The sequence below is a fragment of the Pseudomonadota bacterium genome, from assembly GCA_038533575.1.
GTDB lineage: Bacteria > Pseudomonadota > Alphaproteobacteria > Rhodobacterales > Rhodobacteraceae > Shimia_B.
In genome coordinates, this window is record JBCAYL010000001.1 from 25,012 (window position 1) to 41,427 (window position 16,416).

A 16,416-nucleotide genomic window follows, 5' to 3' on the forward strand; every position below is an offset into this window, starting at 1 on the left:
CCCTGATGATCCATTGCGCGTTGGCCCATGGCGGCGTCCTCGCGCCCGTGGCGCGCGCGCTTGGTGGCGGGCTGGCATTCGATCTGCCCGGGCACGGCAAGGGCCCCGCATGGGAGACCGCCCGCGACTACCAGGAGCAGTGCGTTGCCTTGGCCGTGGACGCGATGGACGCGCCGGGCCCCGTCTTCGGCCATTCCTTCGGCGGAACGGTCGCGCTGCGCCTCGCGGTGGAGCGGCCCGACCTCGTGACCGCGCTCACACTCGTGGAGCCTGTCTTCTTTGCGGCCCTGCGCGTGCATGACAGCGCGGCCTACGCCGCCCACGGGGCGGCCTTCGCTCCGGTCGTGGAGGCCCACGAGTCCGGGGACTATCATCTGATGGCGGAGCGCTTCACCTCCATGTGGGGCGGCGCGCCATGGGACGGTTTGCCTCAGCGCTTCAAGGACATGCTGGCCCGGCAGATGCCGCTCATCATTGCCCAGGGAGACGGGATCGACGCCGATTCCGGCGATGTCTTCGCGCCGGGGCGGCTGGAGGCGCTTCGCTGCCCCGTGACACTCATCCGGGGCTTGGAGACACAACCCTCCGTGGCCGCGATCCACGCGGTGCTCGCGCGCCTTACGGGTGCGGAGGACCATGTCATCGCGGGAGCCGGGCACATGTCGCCCATCACGCACCCCGCGGAGGTGGCTGCGCTTACCCGGCTTTGAGGAGGTCCGCGAAGCGCTCTGCGTTTTCGGGGGTGGCCGACCAGTCGCAGACGAGGCGGGCCACGATGGGCTCATCGTCGGGCCCCTCATGCTCGTCGGCGAAGGAGTAGAACTCGGCGCCCGCGGCGTGGAGCTTCCGGTGGAGCGCGCGTGGGAACGTGACGAACATCATGTTGGCGGCGGGCTGGTGGAGCACCTCCACGTGGGCCCCGAGCGCCTCGCGCAGATGACGACAGGCCGCGTTCGCACGCCCGCCGAGGTCACGCCAGAGATTATCTTCGAGGTAGGCTGCCATCTGCGCCGAAAGCAGGCGATGCTTGGAAAAGAGATGCCCGCCACGCATCCGCTGCCGCTCGAAGGCCTCGGCGTGTCCTGCCTGGAAGAAGATCACCGCCTCCACGCTCATGCAGCCATTCTTGGTGCCCCCGAAGGTGACCGCGTGGAGCCCTCGTTTCCAGGTCATCTCCGCTGCGGTACAGCCGAGCGACGCGCAGGCATTGGCGAAGCGCGCCCCGTCGAGATGGACCGGCTGGCCCTCGGAAACGGCCACGAGCGCATCGATCTCCGCCAGCGTATAAACGCTGCCGACCTCGGTGACGTTGGTGAGCGTCACCGGGCCGCGGGCGGGCGTGTGGATGTTGCCCGGCGCGTATTTCGCAAGCGCCGCGGCGAGGCCCGCGGGGGTCATCTTGCCGTTCTCCCCCGCCACGGGCGCGAACGCAGCACCGCCAGCATAAAAGGTGGGCCCGTGGCTCTCGTCGATCAGGACATGGGCCGTCTCGTGGCAAAAGATCGTGCCCCAGGGCGGGCAGAGGGCCCCCATGACCATGGAGTTGGCCGCCGTGCCCGTGGCGACGAAGAAGACTTCCGCCTCCGGCGCCTCGAAGGTCTCGCGGATCATATCCTTGGCGCGGGCCTCCCAGGGATCGTCGCCATAGGGCATCGCATATCCCTCGGATGCCTCCATGACCGCCTGGAGGATCCGGGGATGGGCCGGCCCGGTATTGTCGGAGGCGAAATGCATCAGCTCTCGCCCACGACATAGTCTTCCCAGTCCTCCTCGGGCACCTCGAACTCCGGCACCGTCCAGCCCCGCACGGAGGCGCCGGCCTCGTGTACGCTCTCGGGATCGCCGGTGAGGAGCGGGTGCCATGCGGGAAGCCGCTTGCCCTCATGAAGGCGCTTGTAGGCGCAGGATGTGGGGAGCCAGTAACTGTGCATCGCGATCGTGGCGGGCGTCATGCGAATACACTCCGGCACGAAGTGATGCCGGATCGGGTATTGCGCGCAGCGGCAGCTTTCCCCGTCGAGGAGGCGGCAGGCGACGCGCGTAAGTGCGACCTCGCCGGTATCGGGGTCTTCGAGCTTGTTGAGGCAGCACTTGCCGCAGCCGTCGCAGAGCGCCTCCCATTCCGCATCGGTCATCTTGTCGAGCGGGACGCGCTCCCAGAACCTCTCGCGCATCAGAGCGCCTCCAGGATGGTGCGCGCACGGCCGCAATCCGCGCCCATCTGCGCGACGAGGGCATCGACGGATTCGAATTTTTGTTCGCCGCGCAGATGCTCCACGAGGCCCACCGAGATCATCGCGCCGTAGAGATCGCCCTTGAAGTCGAAGATGTGGGTTTCGCAATTCGCGGCGTTCTCTCCAAACATCGGGCGCACACCGATGGAGGACGCGCCGTGGTAGCTGCTGGCATGGGGCCCGTCGAGGACGTCCACGAGGACGGCGTAGACCCCGAAGGCGGGCTGGTGAAGCGCGCCGAGCGCCATGTTGGCGGTGGGATAGCCCAGCGTGCGGCCCCGCGCATCGCCGTGGATCACTGGCCCCACGAGGCGATGCCAGTGGCCAAGCATTGTGGCCGCGTCGCGCGGACGCCCTTCGGCGAGGGCGGTGCGGATATTGGTGGAGCTCACGCGCGTGGAAGCGGCTTCGACCATGGGCGCGACGGTCACGTCGACGCCATGACCGGCTGCGAGGGATTTGAGCGTCTCCGCCGTGCCCGCGCGCGCCTTGCCAAAGCGGAAATCCGCGCCAACCACGACGTGCCGCGCACCCACGCCCGTGACGATGATGTCTTCCACGAAGGCCTCGGGCGTCAGCGCGGCGAGTGCCGCGTCGAACGGCACCTCGTAGACGAAATCGACGCCCAGCTTTTCCATCCGGTTCGCCTTGGCATCCGGGCCCATCAGACGAAAGGCGGGGAGGTCCTTGCCGGCGAGGTCGGCGAAGTAGTGGCGTGGGTGGGGCTCGAAGGTGAGGATGCCGAGGGGCATGCCGTCCCGCCGCGCGAGATCGATCACCGATTGATGGCCGAGATGGACGCCGTCGAAGTTGCCGATGGCGACAGAGGCACCGCGCGCGGCCTCGGGAATATCGGTCAGGGTGCTCAGCCGCTCCATGCCCGCGAGGTAACGCGGAGGACAGGGGGGAGCAAGGGCGGGAGGATGCGACCTTCGGAGCGCCCGTGCGCGTCAGTCGAACTTGCGGGAGGGCGCGAGCACGACGGCCTCACCTTTCAGGACCTTCTTGCCGCCCACGGCGCAATGCGTGTCCATCGTCACGCGGCGCTTCGCATAATCGATGGCCGTGACCTCCACCTCGGCCCGGACAAGATCGCCCGGACGCACCGGCGCGAGGAACTTGAGCGTCTGCCCGAGATAGACGGTGCCATGGCCCGGAAGCTGCTCGCCGATGACCGCGCTGATCAGACCGGCGGTCAGCATGCCATGGGCGATGCGCCCCTCGAAAATCGTGTCCTGCGCGTAATCGTCATCGAGATGGACGGGATTGTGGTCTGTCGAGACCTGCGCGAACATCTGGATGTCTTCCTCGGTGACGACCTTCGAGACGTGGCGGGTCATGCCGATCTCGAGGTCCTCGATGACGATCGTCCCGCGGGGAAAATTATCCTGCAAAGTGTCGAGCATGGCCGCCTCGCTACGCAATGATGTGTTGCGAGGATTGATATAGGCGAAAGATTATTGCTTGGCAAACACGGAATCAGCGCAGGAAGCCGATGGCATAGGTCGGCGCGATCCCGGTTTGTGCGACGAAGGCGTCGAGCTTTTCGGGGGTGGGCTGTTGATCCGTCCCCGTCTCCTCCGCCGCGAGGCCTCCGGTGATGAAGAGGCTGTCGATGTCCTCTCCCAACGCGCCCTTAATGTCGGTGTGGATGCCATCGCCGATCGCGAGGATGCGGCTCGTCTCGATGCCCGAGCGCCGCGCCCCAAGACGCAACCGCGCGAGGTCGTAGATCGGGGGGTGGGGCTTGCCGAAATAGAGCGAGGTGCCGCCCATCTCGGTATACATCTCCGCGAGCTTGCCGGCGCACCATTCCCGCTCCGCGCCGCGGTCCACGACGATATCGGGATTGGCGCAGAGGAGCTTCATGCCCTTTTGCTTGGCATAGAGCAGGTCGGCGCGGCTCTCGGACGGGTCCGCGTGCGGATCGAAGGGCCCGCAGCAGACGATCCCTTCCGCCTCCGAGAGCGGGACGCGGGTGATCTCCACCGGGTCCTCGATGAGGGCCAGCGGATCGAAGAACGCCTCGTCGTGGCGCTGGCCCATGAAGTAGACCCGCGCGCCCACGGCACCGGTGAACATGGCGGCGCGCGCCGAGTCTCCGGACGTGGCGATATCGTCGTAGCAATCCTCGGCCACGCCGATCTTCTCGAGCTGCAGGGCCACCGATGCGCGATGGCGGGGCGCGTTGGTCACGAGGATCACGATGCCGCCCGAGGCGCGGTAGGCCTGCAGCGCTTTCACCGCGGCGGGGAAGGGCTCGAGCCCGTTATGCACGCACCCCCAGAGATCGACGAAGAGCGCATCGTACTGGTCTGACACGTCGCTGAGATGGTCGATGAGGCGCAAGATGTCTCTCCTAGGGGATGGCAGGGATGGTCGCCGCGGCAGGCGCGCTCAGAGGGCGAGGTTCGGGATGATCTGCTTCTTGCGGCTCATCACGCCCGGGAGCACCACGCTGTCTCCTTCCACCGTCGCGCCGAAGCTTTTCTCCGCCACGGTCTTTGTCAGTGCGTTGGGGATGAGCATCGTGGCTTCCTCGTTGAGGATGTCGACGACGAAGAGCAAGACCTGGTCGACGCCGTCCTCGGAGGCGACCTCGCCCATGCTTTCCATGAGCGAGGCCTTGCGATCGAGCACCATCTTGGGGGCGGTGGTCTCGAGCACGGAGACGCGGAATTTCGTCCCTGCGACCTCGTATTCCTTGGAATCCATGCGCAGGAGCTCCGCATCGGAAAACGCGCTCACGTCAGACTTCGCCTCGAACATCTCGGCCGCGTAGGCGGCGATGTCGACACCCAGATCCTCGGCGAGGCTGTAGGCGATGGCCTTGTCTTCCTGGGTGGTGGTGGGCGAGCGGAATTCGAGCGTGTCCGAGAGGATGCAGGAAAGCATGGCGCCCTTCACGGCTTCGGGAGCCTGTGCCAGATCCTTGCCGATCATCTTCCACATGATCGTGGCGGTGCAGGCCACTGGCTCGATCCGGATGTCGATGGGGCCTTTCGTTTCGAGGCCACCCACGAGCTTGTGGTGATCGATGATCGCACGGATATCGGTGTCGTTGATGCCCGAGGGCAGTTCTGCGGGATTGTTGGTGTCCACGATCACCACCGGTGTCTCCGCTGCGACCTCTTCGATGATGGCAGGCTTCTCGAGGCCCCAGCGCTCGAGCATGAAGGCGGCTTCCGTGTTGGGCTCGCCGAGGAGCACCGGCTCGGCTGCCTCGCCCTTTACCTGGTTCAGGTACCACGACCAGATGATGGGGCTGCCTGTCGAGTCGGTGTCTGGAGATTTGTGGCCGAAGACTTTGATGGTCATGGAGGGGAGGGTCCTTGCGCTCGGGGGTGCGATTTTGCGCGCCTTATAGGAGCGGCCTCTGAGCTTGTCACGCCACCCACGTGCGCAAGGCCAAGGGCGAGTGAGGCGGCCATATCCAAGTCAGGTACAGGCCGGCCCGGCACATCGTCCGAGTAGTATGGCTAGTGATCTCGCCGGGGGCATCGGGTAAAGGTCCCGATGATGCGCGAAGCCGATCTCTACCCACCCGTGAAGGCCTTCCTCGAAGCGCAGGGCTACGTGGTGAAGGGCGAGGTGGGCGCCGCCGATGTCGTCGGTCTCCGCGGCGCCGAGCCACCGGTGATCGTGGAACTCAAGACCTCCTTTTCGCTCGCGCTCTTTCATCAGGCGCTCGAGCGGCTCACGGTGAGCGATCATGTTTACATCGCCGTGCCGCGGCCCAAGGGAAAGCGGGCGCTCCGGGACAACTTGCGGCTCTGCCGCCGGCTTGGGCTCGGGCTCCTCACGGTGCGCGGCGATGGCCTCGTGGAAGCCCATGCCGATCCCGGCCCCTACGCGCAACGCAAGAACGCGAAGAAAGCTGCGCGCCTCCTGCGCGAATTCGCGCGGCTCGAGGGCGATCCCAATGCCGGCGGAGCGACGCGGCACGGCATCGTGACGGGTTACCGGCAGGACGCGCTCAAATGCGCCGCGTATCTGGCCACATCCGGCGCTGAGAAGGGCGCGATCATCGCGCGGGCAACGGGCGTGGCGAAGGCCACGACCATCATGCGCGACAATCATTACGGCTGGTTCGCGCGCGTGGAAAAGGGCGTCTACGACCTCACCGACGCGGGAAGGACCGGGCTTGCGGACTGGGGCGATGCCCTTGGCTGATTTCGTGGCGCTTGGGATCTACGTCGACCTGCCGGTTCTCGCGCTGCTTCTGGCACTGACCTACGCGTTCAGGTCCCGCATCGCGCGGCTCTTGCGGCCGCTGCCACGCTCCTTGGGGGCGCTGCTGTGCCTCGTGCCGCTCATCATTCTGGAGGAGAACATCAACTGCGGCGCATTCGGCTGCATTCCCACGCTCTGGCCGCCCACGATGAACTTTCTCTTGGGCATTGCGCTGCTCGTGCTGCTGGTGGCGCAGCTGCAAAGGCGCCTCGGCGCCGTTGGGATCACGGTTGCCGCGTCGGTCCTCGGCCTTGCGTTCGAGCTTTTTCTCGGCGGCTCGGCCCTGCCTTTCAGGGCGCTGCCGCTCGATTGGCTGGCCGCGGTGTCGGTTCTCACCCTCGTCAGCTACGCGTTGATTTTCTTTTTGCCCCTTCACGTGCTGCTGGCCCGAAAATAGGGGCGCAAACCTGTTGACAGGCGGTGGCGTGTTTCATACCTCCCGAGTCGTTAGCACTCACCAAGAGAGAGTGCTAAAGGGAGTAACCTTTGAGCCAATAGGAGCATCAAAGATGGCATTCACACCGCTTCATGACCGCGTTCTCGTCGAGCGCGTCGAAAGTGAAGAAAAGACCGCCGGCGGTCTTATCATCCCCGACAGCGCAAAAGAAAAGCCCGCCGAGGGCCTCGTTGTCGCCGTGGGCGCAGGCGCCAAGGACGACGATGGCGACCGCATCGCCATGGACGTCAAGGAAGGCGACCGCATCCTCTTCGGCAAATGGTCCGGCACGGAAGTGACCGTCGATGGCAAGGAACTGCTCATCATGAAAGAGAGCGATATCCTCGGCATCATCACGGACGCCGCCGCAGCGAAAGCCGCCTGAAGGGACCCGGGCGAAAGCCACGTGATCCCTTTTCCGCAACAACTGACAGATCAAGGTTAGCAAAATGGCAGCTAAAGACGTCAAATTTGACACCACCGCACGCGACAAGATGCTCAAGGGCGTCAACGTCCTCGCCGACGCGGTGAAAGTGACGCTGGGCCCCAAGGGCCGCAACGTCGTTCTCGACAAATCCTTCGGCGCCCCGCGCATCACCAAAGATGGTGTGTCCGTGGCCAAGGAAATCGAGCTCGAGGACAAGTTCGAGAACATGGGCGCGCAAATGGTCAAGGAAGTGGCCCAGCGCACCAATGACGAAGCCGGTGACGGCACGACGACCGCCACGGTCCTCGCGCAGGCCATCGTCAAGGAAGGCATGAAGTCGGTCGCGGCGGGCATGAACCCGATGGACCTCAAGCGCGGCATTGACATGGCGACCGTGAAGGTCGTGGAGGCCATCAAAGCCGCCGCACGCGAGGTCTCCGATTCCGCAGAGGTCGCACAGGTCGGCACCATCTCCGCCAACGGCGAGAAGGAAATCGGCCAGCAGATCGCGGACGCGATGCAGAAGGTCGGCAATGACGGCGTCATCACCGTCGAAGAGAACAAGGGCCTCGAGACCGAGACCGATGTTGTCGAAGGCATGCAGTTCGACCGCGGCTACCTCTCCCCGTACTTCGTCACGAACCCCGACAAGATGACGACGGAGCTCGAGGACGCGATCATTCTGCTCCACGAAAAGAAGCTTTCCTCGCTGCAGCCGATGGTGCCGCTGCTTGAATCCGTGATCCAGTCCGGCAAGCCGCTCCTCATCATCGCCGAGGACGTGGAAGGCGAAGCGCTCGCAACGCTCGTCGTCAACAAGCTCCGCGGCGGCCTCAAGATCGCAGCCGTCAAGGCACCGGGCTTCGGCGACCGCCGCAAGGCCATGCTGCAGGACATCGCGATCCTCACGGGCGGCCAGGTCATCTCCGAGGATCTCGGCATGAAGCTCGAGAACGTGACGATGGACATGCTGGGCTCCGCCAAGCGCGTCTCCATCACGAAGGACGAGACTACCATCGTCGACGGTGCGGGCGAGAAGGCCGAGATCGAGGCACGCGTCTCCCAGATCCGTCAGCAGATCGAAGAGACCACCTCCGACTACGATCGCGAGAAGCTCCAGGAGCGCGTCGCGAAGCTCGCAGGCGGCGTGGCTGTCATCCGCGTGGGCGGCATGACCGAGGTCGAAGTGAAAGAGCGCAAGGACCGTGTGGACGATGCTCTGAACGCGACCCGCGCAGCCGTGCAGGAAGGCGTGGTCGTCGGTGGCGGCGTGGCGCTTGTCCAGGGTGGCAAGGCGCTCGAAGGCCTCACCGGTGAGAACAGCGACCAGAACGTCGGTATCTCCATCGTGCGCAAGGCGCTTGAGGCACCGCTCCGCCAGATCGCGGAAAACGCCGGTGTCGACGGCGCTGTCGTCGCAGGCAAGATCCGCGAGTCGAGCGATCTCGCCTTCGGCTTCAACGCACAGACCGAAGAGTATGGCGACATGTTCAAGTTCGGCGTGATCGACCCCGCGAAGGTCGTCCGCACCGCACTGCAGGACGCCGCCTCCATCGCAGGCCTCCTCATCACGACGGAAGCCATGGTCGCCGACAAGCCGCAGAAAGAAGGCGCCGGTGGCGCTGGCGGCGGCATGCCCGACATGGGCGGCATGGGCGGCATGATGTAATCAAGCTGCCTGTCCTCGGCGCTTTGTGCGCCGGGGTGCGCATGATAGATTGGAAGGGCCTCCGCCGGGGGCCCTTTCTTTTTTTGTTTGGGGTCAGTGTTTTGCGACGTATCTTCTATGGCCTTCTCGCTGTTCCGGCTGTCGGGGGCTTCGCTGCGGCAGAGACCGCGGCAGACACACGAGCCGCAATCATCGCCTACGGCGTCAATTGTCAGATCGTGGTGCAAGACATCGTCGAAGAGCAGGACACGATCGACGGGGATGTCATCCTCTCGGGGCGCAAGAAGCCGTGGGAATACGACGCGCAGACGTTCGTCGTGCCGATGGCCACCGGCATTAGCTTCGGCTTCAGCTTTGTCATGACCGCGACCAACGGCGCGCCCCTCACCGCGACGATCACGCACCCGCCCATGGGCGAGGACAGCATGACCCGCCAAACCTGGCAGATGACCTCACCGCCGGAGGGAAGTGGGTCTGGCATCGGCTATGCGCTGGAAGATGGGTTTGAACTCGTCGAGGGGCGGTGGCACGTGGAATTGTCCCAAGAGGAGACCGTCCTCGCGGCGGTCGTTTTCGAGCTTGTTCCGACTGACCGTGCGGCGGAATATCTTGACGCATGTCCTCCCCCCGTTCCCACATCCTGACGGCGCGCACGGCTTGCATCTCGGGCGGGCGTCTCTAAGGCGACGCCATGACCGATGTGAGTGACCTGAAGCGGCGCCTGAGCGAAATCGGCGGGTTCGACCTGCGCCCGGGTATCGTGGATCTCCACGGGGACGGGTTCGAGCGACATCTCGCGCCGCGCCGGGGGGCGCTCAAGAACATGTCCGAGGGCTTGGTGGCGCTCGATGCGGAGCTTGCCGCGAATGGCATCACGACGGCCATGCTGGCGCAATTTTGGTCCTGGGAAGGCGGGATGCGCGGCCCGGATTTCGCCCGCCGCCTCGTCACCAGTCTAGCGGAGACCCAGGGGCTCTTCACGGATATGCGCGTGCAGCTCCGGGTGGAGGTCTCGCTCATCGACGATTTTGACGCCATCGCGGATTTCGTGGCCGAAGCGGGTATCGAGATGGTCGTCTTCAACGATCACCTGCCCCATGAGGCGCTGGCAAAAGGCAAGCCACCGCCGCGTTTGCAGGGCCAGGCGCTCAAGAGCGGGCGATCGCCCGAGGCGCACTGGAAACTCCTTCAGGAGCTCCACGAGCGGCAGCCGGACGTGCCATCCGCCCTGGCGGGCCTCGCGCATAAGCTGGGCGCGCTGGGCGTACGGATGGGCAGCCATGATGACCGGACCGCGCGCCAGAGAGCGGCCTATCGCGGGATGCACGCCGACATCGCCGAATTTCCCGAGACGCGGGAGGCGCTCGACGCGGCGCGCAAGGATCTCAAGGTCCTCGGCGCCCCGAACGTGGTGCGCGGGGGCAGCCACAAGAAGGGCCTCTCCGCGGCGGAGGCCGTCCATGACGGGCTCTGCGACGTGCTTGTCTCCGACTACCATTACCCGGCGCCGCGGCTGGCGGCGCTCGCCCTCGAAGCGAAAGGCATCGATGCCTGGCCGCTCGTCTCCAGCGCGCCGGCCTCCGTGCTCGGCGTCGATCGCGCGGATTTCTGCGTGCTCGACCCTGCGGGGCGCGTCGTGGGCACCCATGCCGCGGGCCGGTGGAGCCATATGACGGCCCCGCTTTACGAGGCGTTGCAGTGAGGCTCGCGGTGCTGACGGCCGTGGTGCTCGTGGCATTCGCGGGCAACTCGGTGCTCAACCGCATGGCCCTCGTGGGCGCGGAGGCCATCGGTGCGCTCGAATTTGCCACGATCCGGGTGCTGGCGGGGGCCCTGATGCTCGTCGTGCTCGCGCGCGTGAGGGAGCGTGGCAGGGCGCGCGACCGCGCAGCGCCGACCGCCGCGCAACTCTCCGCCGCCGGGGCGTTGGCGCTCTACCTGCTGGGCTTCTCGCTGGCCTACCTCAGCCTCCCCGCGGGCCTCGGGGCCCTGATCCTCTTCGGCGGCGTGCAGGTCACGATGTTTGCCGGTGCCGTCCTCGGCGGTGAGGCGGTGCCGCGCGCGCGGTGGATCGGCGCGGCACTGGCCTTTGGCGGGTTGGTCTACCTGTTCTGGCCCGGCGGCGCGGATGCGCCGGATCTGATGGGCGCGGTCCTCATGGGGCTCGCGGCCCTGGGCTGGGGCGTCTACTCGCTTCTCGGCCGCGCCTCGCGGGACCCGCTGGCCGATACGGCGCGGAACTTCCTCTTCGCCATCGTGCCGGTCGGGGCAGCCATGCTCATCGCGGGAGCGGTCACGGGCGGCGAGGCAGTGCCGCTGCGTGGCGCGCTTCTGGGGATCGCGTCCGGCGCGCTCACGTCGGGGCTGGGTTATGCGCTCTGGTTCCGCGTCCTGCCGGAGCTGAAGCCCTCGTTGGCGGCGGTGGCGCAGCTCACCGTGCCGCTGATCGCCATGGCAGGCGGCATGATCTTTCTCGCCGAACCCCTCACGGCGCGTTTCGTCATCGCCTCGGTCATTGTGCTGGGCGGCGTGGCCTACGCCGTTGTGACGCCACGGCGTTGATTGTCTGAGTAGACGCGGGGCCTTACCTTCACGTCATGCTTCGCGTCCTGATCTTTCTTCTCGCCCTGCTGCCCTCGCTCGCGCGGGCCGAGTGCGTTGTCCTGCTCCATGGGCTTGCCCGGACGGAGATTTCCCTGGCGATCCTCGATCAGGCGCTTGAGGCGGACGGGTACGAGACAATCCGCGTGGGCTATCCGTCCACCGAGTTCGACGTGCGCACGCTCGCCGCCGCAGCGGTGCCGGAGGGCATCGCACGCTGTCAGAGCCGTCCGATACATTTCGTGACCCATTCCATGGGCGGTATCCTCCTGCGTGCCTGGGTGGACGTCGCCACCGAGACGGAGAAGGCCCGGCTCGGGCGCGCCGTGATGCTGGGGCCGCCGAACCAGGGCACACCTCTGGTGGACGCGCTGGAGGACTGGCCGCCTTTCGAGTGGCTCAACGGGCCTGCCGGGGCGCAACTCGGCACCGATGACCTCGCCGCCGACCTGCCGCCGGCGAGCTTCGAGCTCGGAGTGATCGCCGGGAACAGGACCGTGAGCCCGATCTATTCCTCGATCATCGAGGGGCCCGATGACGGCAAGGTGCCCGTGGCGGCGACCCGTGTGGCGGGGATGACGGACCACATCACGCTCCCCGTGACGCACACCTTCATGATGATGAACCCGCTCGTGATCGCGCAGGTGAAGCACTTCCTCGAGATGGGCGCGTTCGACGAAGACCTCACACTCATGGAGGCGGTAACGGGCCGATAGGCGGCTCTGTTTCTGCGCGCGGGGCTTCGCCCGTGCTCGAAAGGCACCCGCCCACCGACCCACGCTCACAGGAGGCGATTGACGTGCCCCATCTTGCGGCCCGCGCGGGCCTCGGATTTTCCGTAGAGGTGGATCTGGGCGCCGGTGCCGGAGATCTCGGGCACGCGGTGGATGTCGTCTCCGATGAGGTTTTCCATCTCCACATCGGCGTGGCGGCTGCCATCGCCAAGGGGCCATCCGGCGACGGCGCGGATGTGCTGTTCGAACTGGTCGATCAGGCAGCCCGCTTGGGTCCAGTGGCCAGAATTGTGCACCCGCGGCGCGATCTCGTTCACGACGAGGCCCTGGGGCGTCACGAAGAACTCGACGCCGAGGACGCCCACATAGTCGAGCGCGGAGAGGATCTGGCTCGCGGCGAGGACGGCGTCGGTCTTGAGGCGGCCGGGCACGGCGGCGGGCACGCGCGTGGTGCGCAGGATGCCGTCCCGGTGCACGTTCTCGCCCGGATCGAAGCAGGCCACAGCGCCGTCCTGACCCCGCGCGGCGATGACGGAGATCTCCGCACTGAAGGCCACGAGCCCCTCGAGGAGGACGCCTCCGCCCGCCGCCTCGAAGGCCTTGGCAGGGTCGGCGTCGGCCGAGAGGCGTTGTTGTCCCTTGCCGTCATAGCCGAAGCGGCGGGTTTTCAGGATGCCGCCGCCGAAGATCGGCAGGGTCTCCGCCAGCACGCCCGCTGTGGGGATATCGGCGTAAGGCGCCGTCGTCAGGCCCAGATCGCTCAGGAAATCCTTCTCGGTCAGGCGGTCCTGGCTCGTGGCGAGCGCGCGGCGATTGGGATGGATGGGCGCGTGGGCCTCCACGGCGTCGAGCGCGGCGGTGGGGATGTTCTCGAACTCGAATGTCACCACGTCGCAGGCCCGGGCGAAGGCCATGATCGCGGCGGTATCCTCATAGGCTGCGCAGGTGTGGGCCGCGGCGAGCTGCGCGGCGGGGGCGGCGGGATCGGGATCGAAGATATGGCAGCGAAAGCCGAGACGACCCGCGGCGACAGAGAGCATCCGGCCCAGTTGCCCGCCGCCGAGGATGCCGATGACGGCGCCGGGGGTGAGGCTCATACCGGGGTCTCGGGGATGGAGGCGCTGAGCGCCGCACGCCACGCCTCGAGGCGCGAAGCGAGATCCGCGTCTTCGAGGGCTAGGATGCTCGCGGCCATGAGACCGGCATTGGCGGCGCCCGCCGCGCCGATCGCCATTGTCGCCACCGGGAAGCCGCGCGGCATCTGCACGATGGAATAGAGGCTGTCGACGCCGGACAGGGCCTCTGTCTTGATCGGCACGCCCACCACGGGGAGCCGCGTTTTGGAGGCGACCATCCCGGGCAGGTGCGCAGCCCCGCCCGCACCGGCGATGATGACCTTGATGCCGCGCCCGGCGGCCGCCTTGCCATACTCCCAGAGGCGGTCCGGCGTGCGGTGGGCCGAGACGATGCGCGCCTCGTGCGCCACGTCGAGCTCGGTGAGGATGTCGGCGGCCTTTTCCATGGTGGGCCAGTCAGATTGGCTGCCCATGATGATCCCGACTACAGGCTTTTCGTCCGCCATGGCACCCCTCCGATTGAAGCGCCGCTTATAGCCGGGACGGGCCTCCGCGCAAGCTCAGGCGATGATGTCGGGGGTGAGCTGATCCTCGATCCGCGAGATGCGGTCCTTGAGGTGCAGTTTCTCGCGCTTGAGGCGCTTGAGCGTGAACATGTCGTGCGGGCGCTCTTCCTCGATCTGCTTGATCTCGGCGTCACGCGCGCGGTGCTCGGTGACGAGCACCTTGAGCTCGGCCCGGAGGACCGCCTCCCTATCCATCAACTGCGAGTTCATGCGGTAACCTAGCAGAAAGATCACGGTTTTGGCAAAGCGTGCCGCGCTTGTGCTTTGGCGAATTCTACCCATATTTTCTGCAGGGGGCTGCTCGTTTGGAGGGCCCATCACCGGCGCGTCGCTTTGGAAAGGACATATCGCCATGACAAAACTCACCCTGGGCACGCATCCCTACCTGCTGGGCTTCGATCAGCTCGAGAGACTGGTGGAGCGCACGGCCAAAACGGGAAATGACGGCTACCCGCCCTATAACATCGAGCAGACGTCGGAGCATTCCTACCGGATCACGCTGGCACTGGCCGGCTTCCGCGAGGAAGATCTGCAGATCACGGTGGAGGACCGGCAGCTCGTGATCCGCGGGCGTCAGCGCGACGAAAGCGAAGGGCGCGTGTTCCTCCATCGCGGGATCGCGGCGCGTCAGTTCCAGCGGTCCTTCGTGCTTGCGGACGGCGTCGATGTCGGAGAGGCTCAAATGGAGAACGGTCTTCTCCACATAGATTTGACGCGGGCGGTGCCTGACAAGGTCGTCCAGACGATCACGATAAAGAAAGGCTAAGAGCGATGAATACGAAATTCGAATTCCCCGAAAGCGCTGATGCCCTTGTCTACGTGAAAGAGGTCGCCGTGGCGGAGCTGCCCTCGGAGGTGCGCGCCGAGGCCGGTGATCTGGAGCATCTTTACGCGGTCCACAATGCGTCGGGCGAGCAGCTCGCGCTCGTGGCAGACCGTAAGCTGGCCTACCACCTCGCCCGCGAGAACGACCTGGAGCCGGTGACGCTGCACTGATGACGACCTTTCCCGTGGACTGGGTCGATGCCTTCACGGCCCGGCCCATGGGCGGCAATGGCTGCGCCGTGGTCCATGACGCCGGTGCCCTGTCGTCTGATACCTGCATGCAATTCGTGAAAGAGACGTCGCTCGTGGAGTGTACGTTTCTGGAGGCCTCCGAGGTCGCGGATGTGAAGGTCCGCTATTTCCTGGCGTCCCAAGAGATCCCCTTTGCCGGTCATCCCACCATCGCTACCGCCGCGTCGCTTCGTGCGCGCGGTGTCCTGAGCGGGCCGCGCATGTCTTTCGAGACGGGGGCGGGCATCATCGAGGTGGCGGTGGATGAGGGCCACAGGTTCACGATGACGCAGGCCAAGCCCGCCTTCGGTGCCGTCTGTGACCCGGGCGAGATCGCGGCGATCTACGGGCTTGCCCCAGAGGACATCCTCGGGGTGCCGCAGGTCGTCTCGACGGGCATCGGCTTCGTCATCTCGGTGGTGCGTTCGATCGAGGCGCTCCGGGCCGCCCGGCTGGATCTGGCCGCCCTGAAGGCGCACGGGGCCAAGCTCGGCGTACCGGATGGCACGATGGTGGAGCCCTACCTGATCACTCTGAGTGGGGCAGAGGAGGGCAGTACCTTTTCCCGCCTTCTCCTCGCGCCGCCCTCACCGGCGGAGGACCCGTTCACCGGTTCGGCCACGGGCGCAGCCGCCGCCTATCTATGGCACCACGGCCTCATCGAGTCGCCGACCTACATCGCCGAGCAAGGCCACGACATGGGGCGCCCCGGGCGCGCCTGGGTCGAGGTCATCGGGCCGAGGGAAGCGCCCCAGGCCGTGCGCGTGGGCGGGGAGGCGCATGTCCTCATGTCTGGCACGCTCCACCTCGGGTAACGCTGGCGTGCTTGGCGCGGAGCGCGGAGCGCGGCTAGGCTCCTCTCACGGAGGACCATTCATGCTCAGATTTCTCGTTGCCCTTTCCATCTCAGTCTCTGCCACGCTCGCCAGCGCGCAGGACGCGCCGATGACGCCGGGGCGCGTCGCCCAGATCGCGCAAGCGCTCGATCCGGACGTGACGCTCCGGGGCAATGGGCTCGAGATGACGATCGCCGACGTGCCGGTCATCATCATCATGGACCCGACGGCGGACAGGATGCGCGCCATGGTCCCCATTCGCGACGCGGCCGGCATGAGCTCGGATGAGCTTTCCCGCGTGATGCAGGCCAACTTCGACACGGCACTCGATGCCCGTTACGCGATCGCGCAGGGGCGGCTCTGGGCGGTTTTCATCCACCCGCTGTCACCGCTGGAGCGGGATCAGCTGATCTCGGGGCTTGGGCAGACCGTGAACATCGCGCTGACCTACGGGGCCACCTACAGCGGAGGCGCCATGAGCTTCGGCGGGGGTGATAGCGGCGCGCTTCTTCTGCAGGACCTGCTGGAGCGCGGTCAGGAGCTCTGAC

The 16,416-nt window shown here is 66.3% G+C and carries 22 protein-coding genes; 13 read left to right on the forward strand and 9 right to left on the reverse strand.

Annotated features, from left to right (window positions below; genetic code table 11):
* Positions 1 to 5: 5 nt before the first annotated feature.
* Complete coding sequence (locus tag AAFM92_00130) at positions 6 to 710, forward strand: alpha/beta hydrolase (GenBank protein MEL7298763.1); 705 nt, start codon at positions 6 to 8, stop codon at positions 708 to 710.
* Here the strand turns inward: AAFM92_00130 and AAFM92_00135 are convergent.
* The 6 genes from AAFM92_00135 to AAFM92_00160 form a co-directional block, all read right to left on the reverse strand.
* Positions 697 to 1,734 carry a beta-eliminating lyase-related protein gene (locus tag AAFM92_00135; GenBank protein ID MEL7298764.1) on the reverse strand — a complete coding sequence of 346 codons (1,038 nt, stop codon included), beginning with the start codon at positions 1,732 to 1,734 and terminating at the stop codon, positions 697 to 699. The genes AAFM92_00130 and AAFM92_00135 overlap by 14 nt on opposite strands.
* On the reverse strand, positions 1,734 to 2,174 hold the full coding sequence (locus AAFM92_00140; GenBank protein ID MEL7298765.1) for a YcgN family cysteine cluster protein: 441 nt from the start codon (positions 2,172 to 2,174) through the stop codon (positions 1,734 to 1,736). The genes AAFM92_00135 and AAFM92_00140 overlap by 1 nt, the downstream gene beginning before the upstream one ends.
* Positions 2,174 to 3,112, reverse strand: coding sequence for a bifunctional riboflavin kinase/FAD synthetase (locus AAFM92_00145; protein ID MEL7298766.1), 939 nt, complete (start codon positions 3,110 to 3,112; stop codon positions 2,174 to 2,176). Before AAFM92_00145 ends, AAFM92_00140 begins: the two co-directional genes overlap by 1 nt.
* A gap of 72 nt (positions 3,113 to 3,184) precedes the next feature.
* Positions 3,185 to 3,628 carry a MaoC family dehydratase gene (locus AAFM92_00150; protein MEL7298767.1) on the reverse strand — a complete coding sequence of 148 codons (444 nt, stop codon included), beginning with the start codon at positions 3,626 to 3,628 and terminating at the stop codon, positions 3,185 to 3,187.
* Between the two features lie 85 nt (positions 3,629 to 3,713).
* Positions 3,714 to 4,586, reverse strand: coding sequence for a TIGR01459 family HAD-type hydrolase (locus AAFM92_00155; GenBank protein ID MEL7298768.1), 873 nt, complete (start codon positions 4,584 to 4,586; stop codon positions 3,714 to 3,716).
* 45 nt (positions 4,587 to 4,631) lie between these two features.
* The gene (locus AAFM92_00160; protein ID MEL7298769.1) at positions 4,632 to 5,552 is read right to left on the reverse strand and encodes a manganese-dependent inorganic pyrophosphatase; all 921 of its coding nucleotides are present in this window, start codon (positions 5,550 to 5,552) and stop codon (positions 4,632 to 4,634) included.
* A gap of 198 nt (positions 5,553 to 5,750) precedes the next feature.
* Here AAFM92_00160 and AAFM92_00165 point away from each other — a divergent pair, with 198 nt between their 5' ends.
* The 8 genes from AAFM92_00165 to AAFM92_00200 all read left to right on the forward strand — a co-directional run bounded on the left by AAFM92_00165 (position 5,751) and on the right by AAFM92_00200 (position 12,316).
* A complete protein-coding gene (locus AAFM92_00165) occupies positions 5,751 to 6,407 on the forward strand; it encodes a DUF2161 family putative PD-(D/E)XK-type phosphodiesterase (GenBank protein MEL7298770.1) in 657 nt (218 codons plus the stop codon).
* Positions 6,400 to 6,864 carry a hypothetical protein gene (locus AAFM92_00170; protein ID MEL7298771.1) on the forward strand — a complete coding sequence of 155 codons (465 nt, stop codon included), beginning with the start codon at positions 6,400 to 6,402 and terminating at the stop codon, positions 6,862 to 6,864. The genes AAFM92_00165 and AAFM92_00170 overlap by 8 nt, the downstream gene beginning before the upstream one ends.
* 112 nt (positions 6,865 to 6,976) lie before the next feature.
* On the forward strand, positions 6,977 to 7,288 hold the full coding sequence (gene groES, locus AAFM92_00175; GenBank protein ID MEL7298772.1) for a co-chaperone GroES: 312 nt from the start codon (positions 6,977 to 6,979) through the stop codon (positions 7,286 to 7,288).
* Between the two features lie 64 nt (positions 7,289 to 7,352).
* The gene (gene groL / locus AAFM92_00180; protein ID MEL7298773.1) at positions 7,353 to 8,999 is read left to right on the forward strand and encodes a chaperonin GroEL; all 1,647 of its coding nucleotides are present in this window, start codon (positions 7,353 to 7,355) and stop codon (positions 8,997 to 8,999) included.
* A 101-nt stretch (positions 9,000 to 9,100) separates the two neighbouring features.
* On the forward strand, positions 9,101 to 9,643 hold the full coding sequence (locus AAFM92_00185) for a DUF3859 domain-containing protein (GenBank protein MEL7298774.1): 543 nt from the start codon (positions 9,101 to 9,103) through the stop codon (positions 9,641 to 9,643).
* A 47-nt stretch (positions 9,644 to 9,690) separates the two neighbouring features.
* On the forward strand, positions 9,691 to 10,701 hold the full coding sequence (locus tag AAFM92_00190) for an alpha-D-ribose 1-methylphosphonate 5-triphosphate diphosphatase (GenBank protein ID MEL7298775.1): 1,011 nt from the start codon (positions 9,691 to 9,693) through the stop codon (positions 10,699 to 10,701).
* Positions 10,698 to 11,561, forward strand: a complete 864-nt coding sequence (locus AAFM92_00195) for a DMT family transporter (GenBank protein MEL7298776.1) — start codon at positions 10,698 to 10,700, stop codon at positions 11,559 to 11,561. The genes AAFM92_00190 and AAFM92_00195 overlap by 4 nt, the downstream gene beginning before the upstream one ends.
* 35 nt (positions 11,562 to 11,596) lie before the next feature.
* A complete protein-coding gene (locus AAFM92_00200) occupies positions 11,597 to 12,316 on the forward strand; it encodes an alpha/beta fold hydrolase (GenBank protein ID MEL7298777.1) in 720 nt (239 codons plus the stop codon).
* A gap of 65 nt (positions 12,317 to 12,381) precedes the next feature.
* On the opposite strand, the gene AAFM92_00205 is transcribed toward AAFM92_00200, so the two are convergent.
* The 3 genes from AAFM92_00205 to AAFM92_00215 are packed head-to-tail and all read right to left on the reverse strand — an operon-like array spanning position 12,382 to position 14,186.
* Positions 12,382 to 13,431, reverse strand: coding sequence for a 5-(carboxyamino)imidazole ribonucleotide synthase (locus AAFM92_00205; protein MEL7298778.1), 1,050 nt, complete (start codon positions 13,429 to 13,431; stop codon positions 12,382 to 12,384).
* Positions 13,428 to 13,916 carry a 5-(carboxyamino)imidazole ribonucleotide mutase gene (gene purE, locus AAFM92_00210; protein ID MEL7298779.1) on the reverse strand — a complete coding sequence of 163 codons (489 nt, stop codon included), beginning with the start codon at positions 13,914 to 13,916 and terminating at the stop codon, positions 13,428 to 13,430. Before purE ends, AAFM92_00205 begins: the two co-directional genes overlap by 4 nt.
* Positions 13,917 to 13,970: 54 nt before the next feature.
* The gene (locus AAFM92_00215; protein MEL7298780.1) at positions 13,971 to 14,186 is read right to left on the reverse strand and encodes a DUF465 domain-containing protein; all 216 of its coding nucleotides are present in this window, start codon (positions 14,184 to 14,186) and stop codon (positions 13,971 to 13,973) included.
* A 142-nt stretch (positions 14,187 to 14,328) separates the two neighbouring features.
* Here AAFM92_00215 and AAFM92_00220 point away from each other — a divergent pair, with 142 nt between their 5' ends.
* The 4 genes from AAFM92_00220 to AAFM92_00235 all read left to right on the forward strand — a co-directional run bounded on the left by AAFM92_00220 (position 14,329) and on the right by AAFM92_00235 (position 16,415).
* Positions 14,329 to 14,742: an Hsp20 family protein gene (locus AAFM92_00220; protein ID MEL7298781.1), complete on the forward strand. Its 414-nt coding sequence runs from the start codon at positions 14,329 to 14,331 to the stop codon at positions 14,740 to 14,742.
* A gap of 5 nt (positions 14,743 to 14,747) precedes the next feature.
* Complete coding sequence (locus AAFM92_00225; GenBank protein MEL7298782.1) at positions 14,748 to 14,972, forward strand: DUF1150 family protein; 225 nt, start codon at positions 14,748 to 14,750, stop codon at positions 14,970 to 14,972.
* Positions 14,972 to 15,847, forward strand: coding sequence for a PhzF family phenazine biosynthesis protein (locus AAFM92_00230; GenBank protein MEL7298783.1), 876 nt, complete (start codon positions 14,972 to 14,974; stop codon positions 15,845 to 15,847). Before AAFM92_00225 ends, AAFM92_00230 begins: the two co-directional genes overlap by 1 nt.
* A 61-nt stretch (positions 15,848 to 15,908) precedes the next feature.
* The gene (locus tag AAFM92_00235; GenBank protein MEL7298784.1) at positions 15,909 to 16,415 is read left to right on the forward strand and encodes a hypothetical protein; all 507 of its coding nucleotides are present in this window, start codon (positions 15,909 to 15,911) and stop codon (positions 16,413 to 16,415) included.
* The last annotated feature ends 1 nt before the right edge of the window (position 16,416 follow it).

Bases quoted from the DNA above. Each gene is read 5' to 3' on its own strand.
- AAFM92_00130 (MEL7298763.1), top strand. From the start codon at position 6: ATGATCCATTGCGCGTTGGCCCATGGCGGCGTCCTCGCGCCCGTGGCG.
- AAFM92_00135 (MEL7298764.1), bottom strand. From the start codon at position 1,734: ATGCATTTCGCCTCCGACAATACCGGGCCGGCCCATCCCCGGATCCTC.
- AAFM92_00140 (MEL7298765.1), bottom strand. From the start codon at position 2,174: ATGCGCGAGAGGTTCTGGGAGCGCGTCCCGCTCGACAAGATGACCGAT.
- AAFM92_00145 (MEL7298766.1), bottom strand. From the start codon at position 3,112: ATGGAGCGGCTGAGCACCCTGACCGATATTCCCGAGGCCGCGCGCGGT.
- AAFM92_00160 (MEL7298769.1), bottom strand. From the start codon at position 5,552: ATGACCATCAAAGTCTTCGGCCACAAATCTCCAGACACCGACTCGACA.
- AAFM92_00165 (MEL7298770.1), top strand. From the start codon at position 5,751: ATGATGCGCGAAGCCGATCTCTACCCACCCGTGAAGGCCTTCCTCGAA.
- groES (MEL7298772.1), top strand. From the start codon at position 6,977: ATGGCATTCACACCGCTTCATGACCGCGTTCTCGTCGAGCGCGTCGAA.
- groL (MEL7298773.1), top strand. From the start codon at position 7,353: ATGGCAGCTAAAGACGTCAAATTTGACACCACCGCACGCGACAAGATG.
- AAFM92_00190 (MEL7298775.1), top strand. From the start codon at position 9,691: ATGACCGATGTGAGTGACCTGAAGCGGCGCCTGAGCGAAATCGGCGGG.
- AAFM92_00200 (MEL7298777.1), top strand. From the start codon at position 11,597: ATGCTTCGCGTCCTGATCTTTCTTCTCGCCCTGCTGCCCTCGCTCGCG.
- AAFM92_00205 (MEL7298778.1), bottom strand. From the start codon at position 13,431: ATGAGCCTCACCCCCGGCGCCGTCATCGGCATCCTCGGCGGCGGGCAA.
- purE (MEL7298779.1), bottom strand. From the start codon at position 13,916: ATGGCGGACGAAAAGCCTGTAGTCGGGATCATCATGGGCAGCCAATCT.
- AAFM92_00215 (MEL7298780.1), bottom strand. From the start codon at position 14,186: ATGAACTCGCAGTTGATGGATAGGGAGGCGGTCCTCCGGGCCGAGCTC.
- AAFM92_00220 (MEL7298781.1), top strand. From the start codon at position 14,329: ATGACAAAACTCACCCTGGGCACGCATCCCTACCTGCTGGGCTTCGAT.
- AAFM92_00225 (MEL7298782.1), top strand. From the start codon at position 14,748: ATGAATACGAAATTCGAATTCCCCGAAAGCGCTGATGCCCTTGTCTAC.
- AAFM92_00230 (MEL7298783.1), top strand. From the start codon at position 14,972: ATGACGACCTTTCCCGTGGACTGGGTCGATGCCTTCACGGCCCGGCCC.
- AAFM92_00235 (MEL7298784.1), top strand. From the start codon at position 15,909: ATGCTCAGATTTCTCGTTGCCCTTTCCATCTCAGTCTCTGCCACGCTC.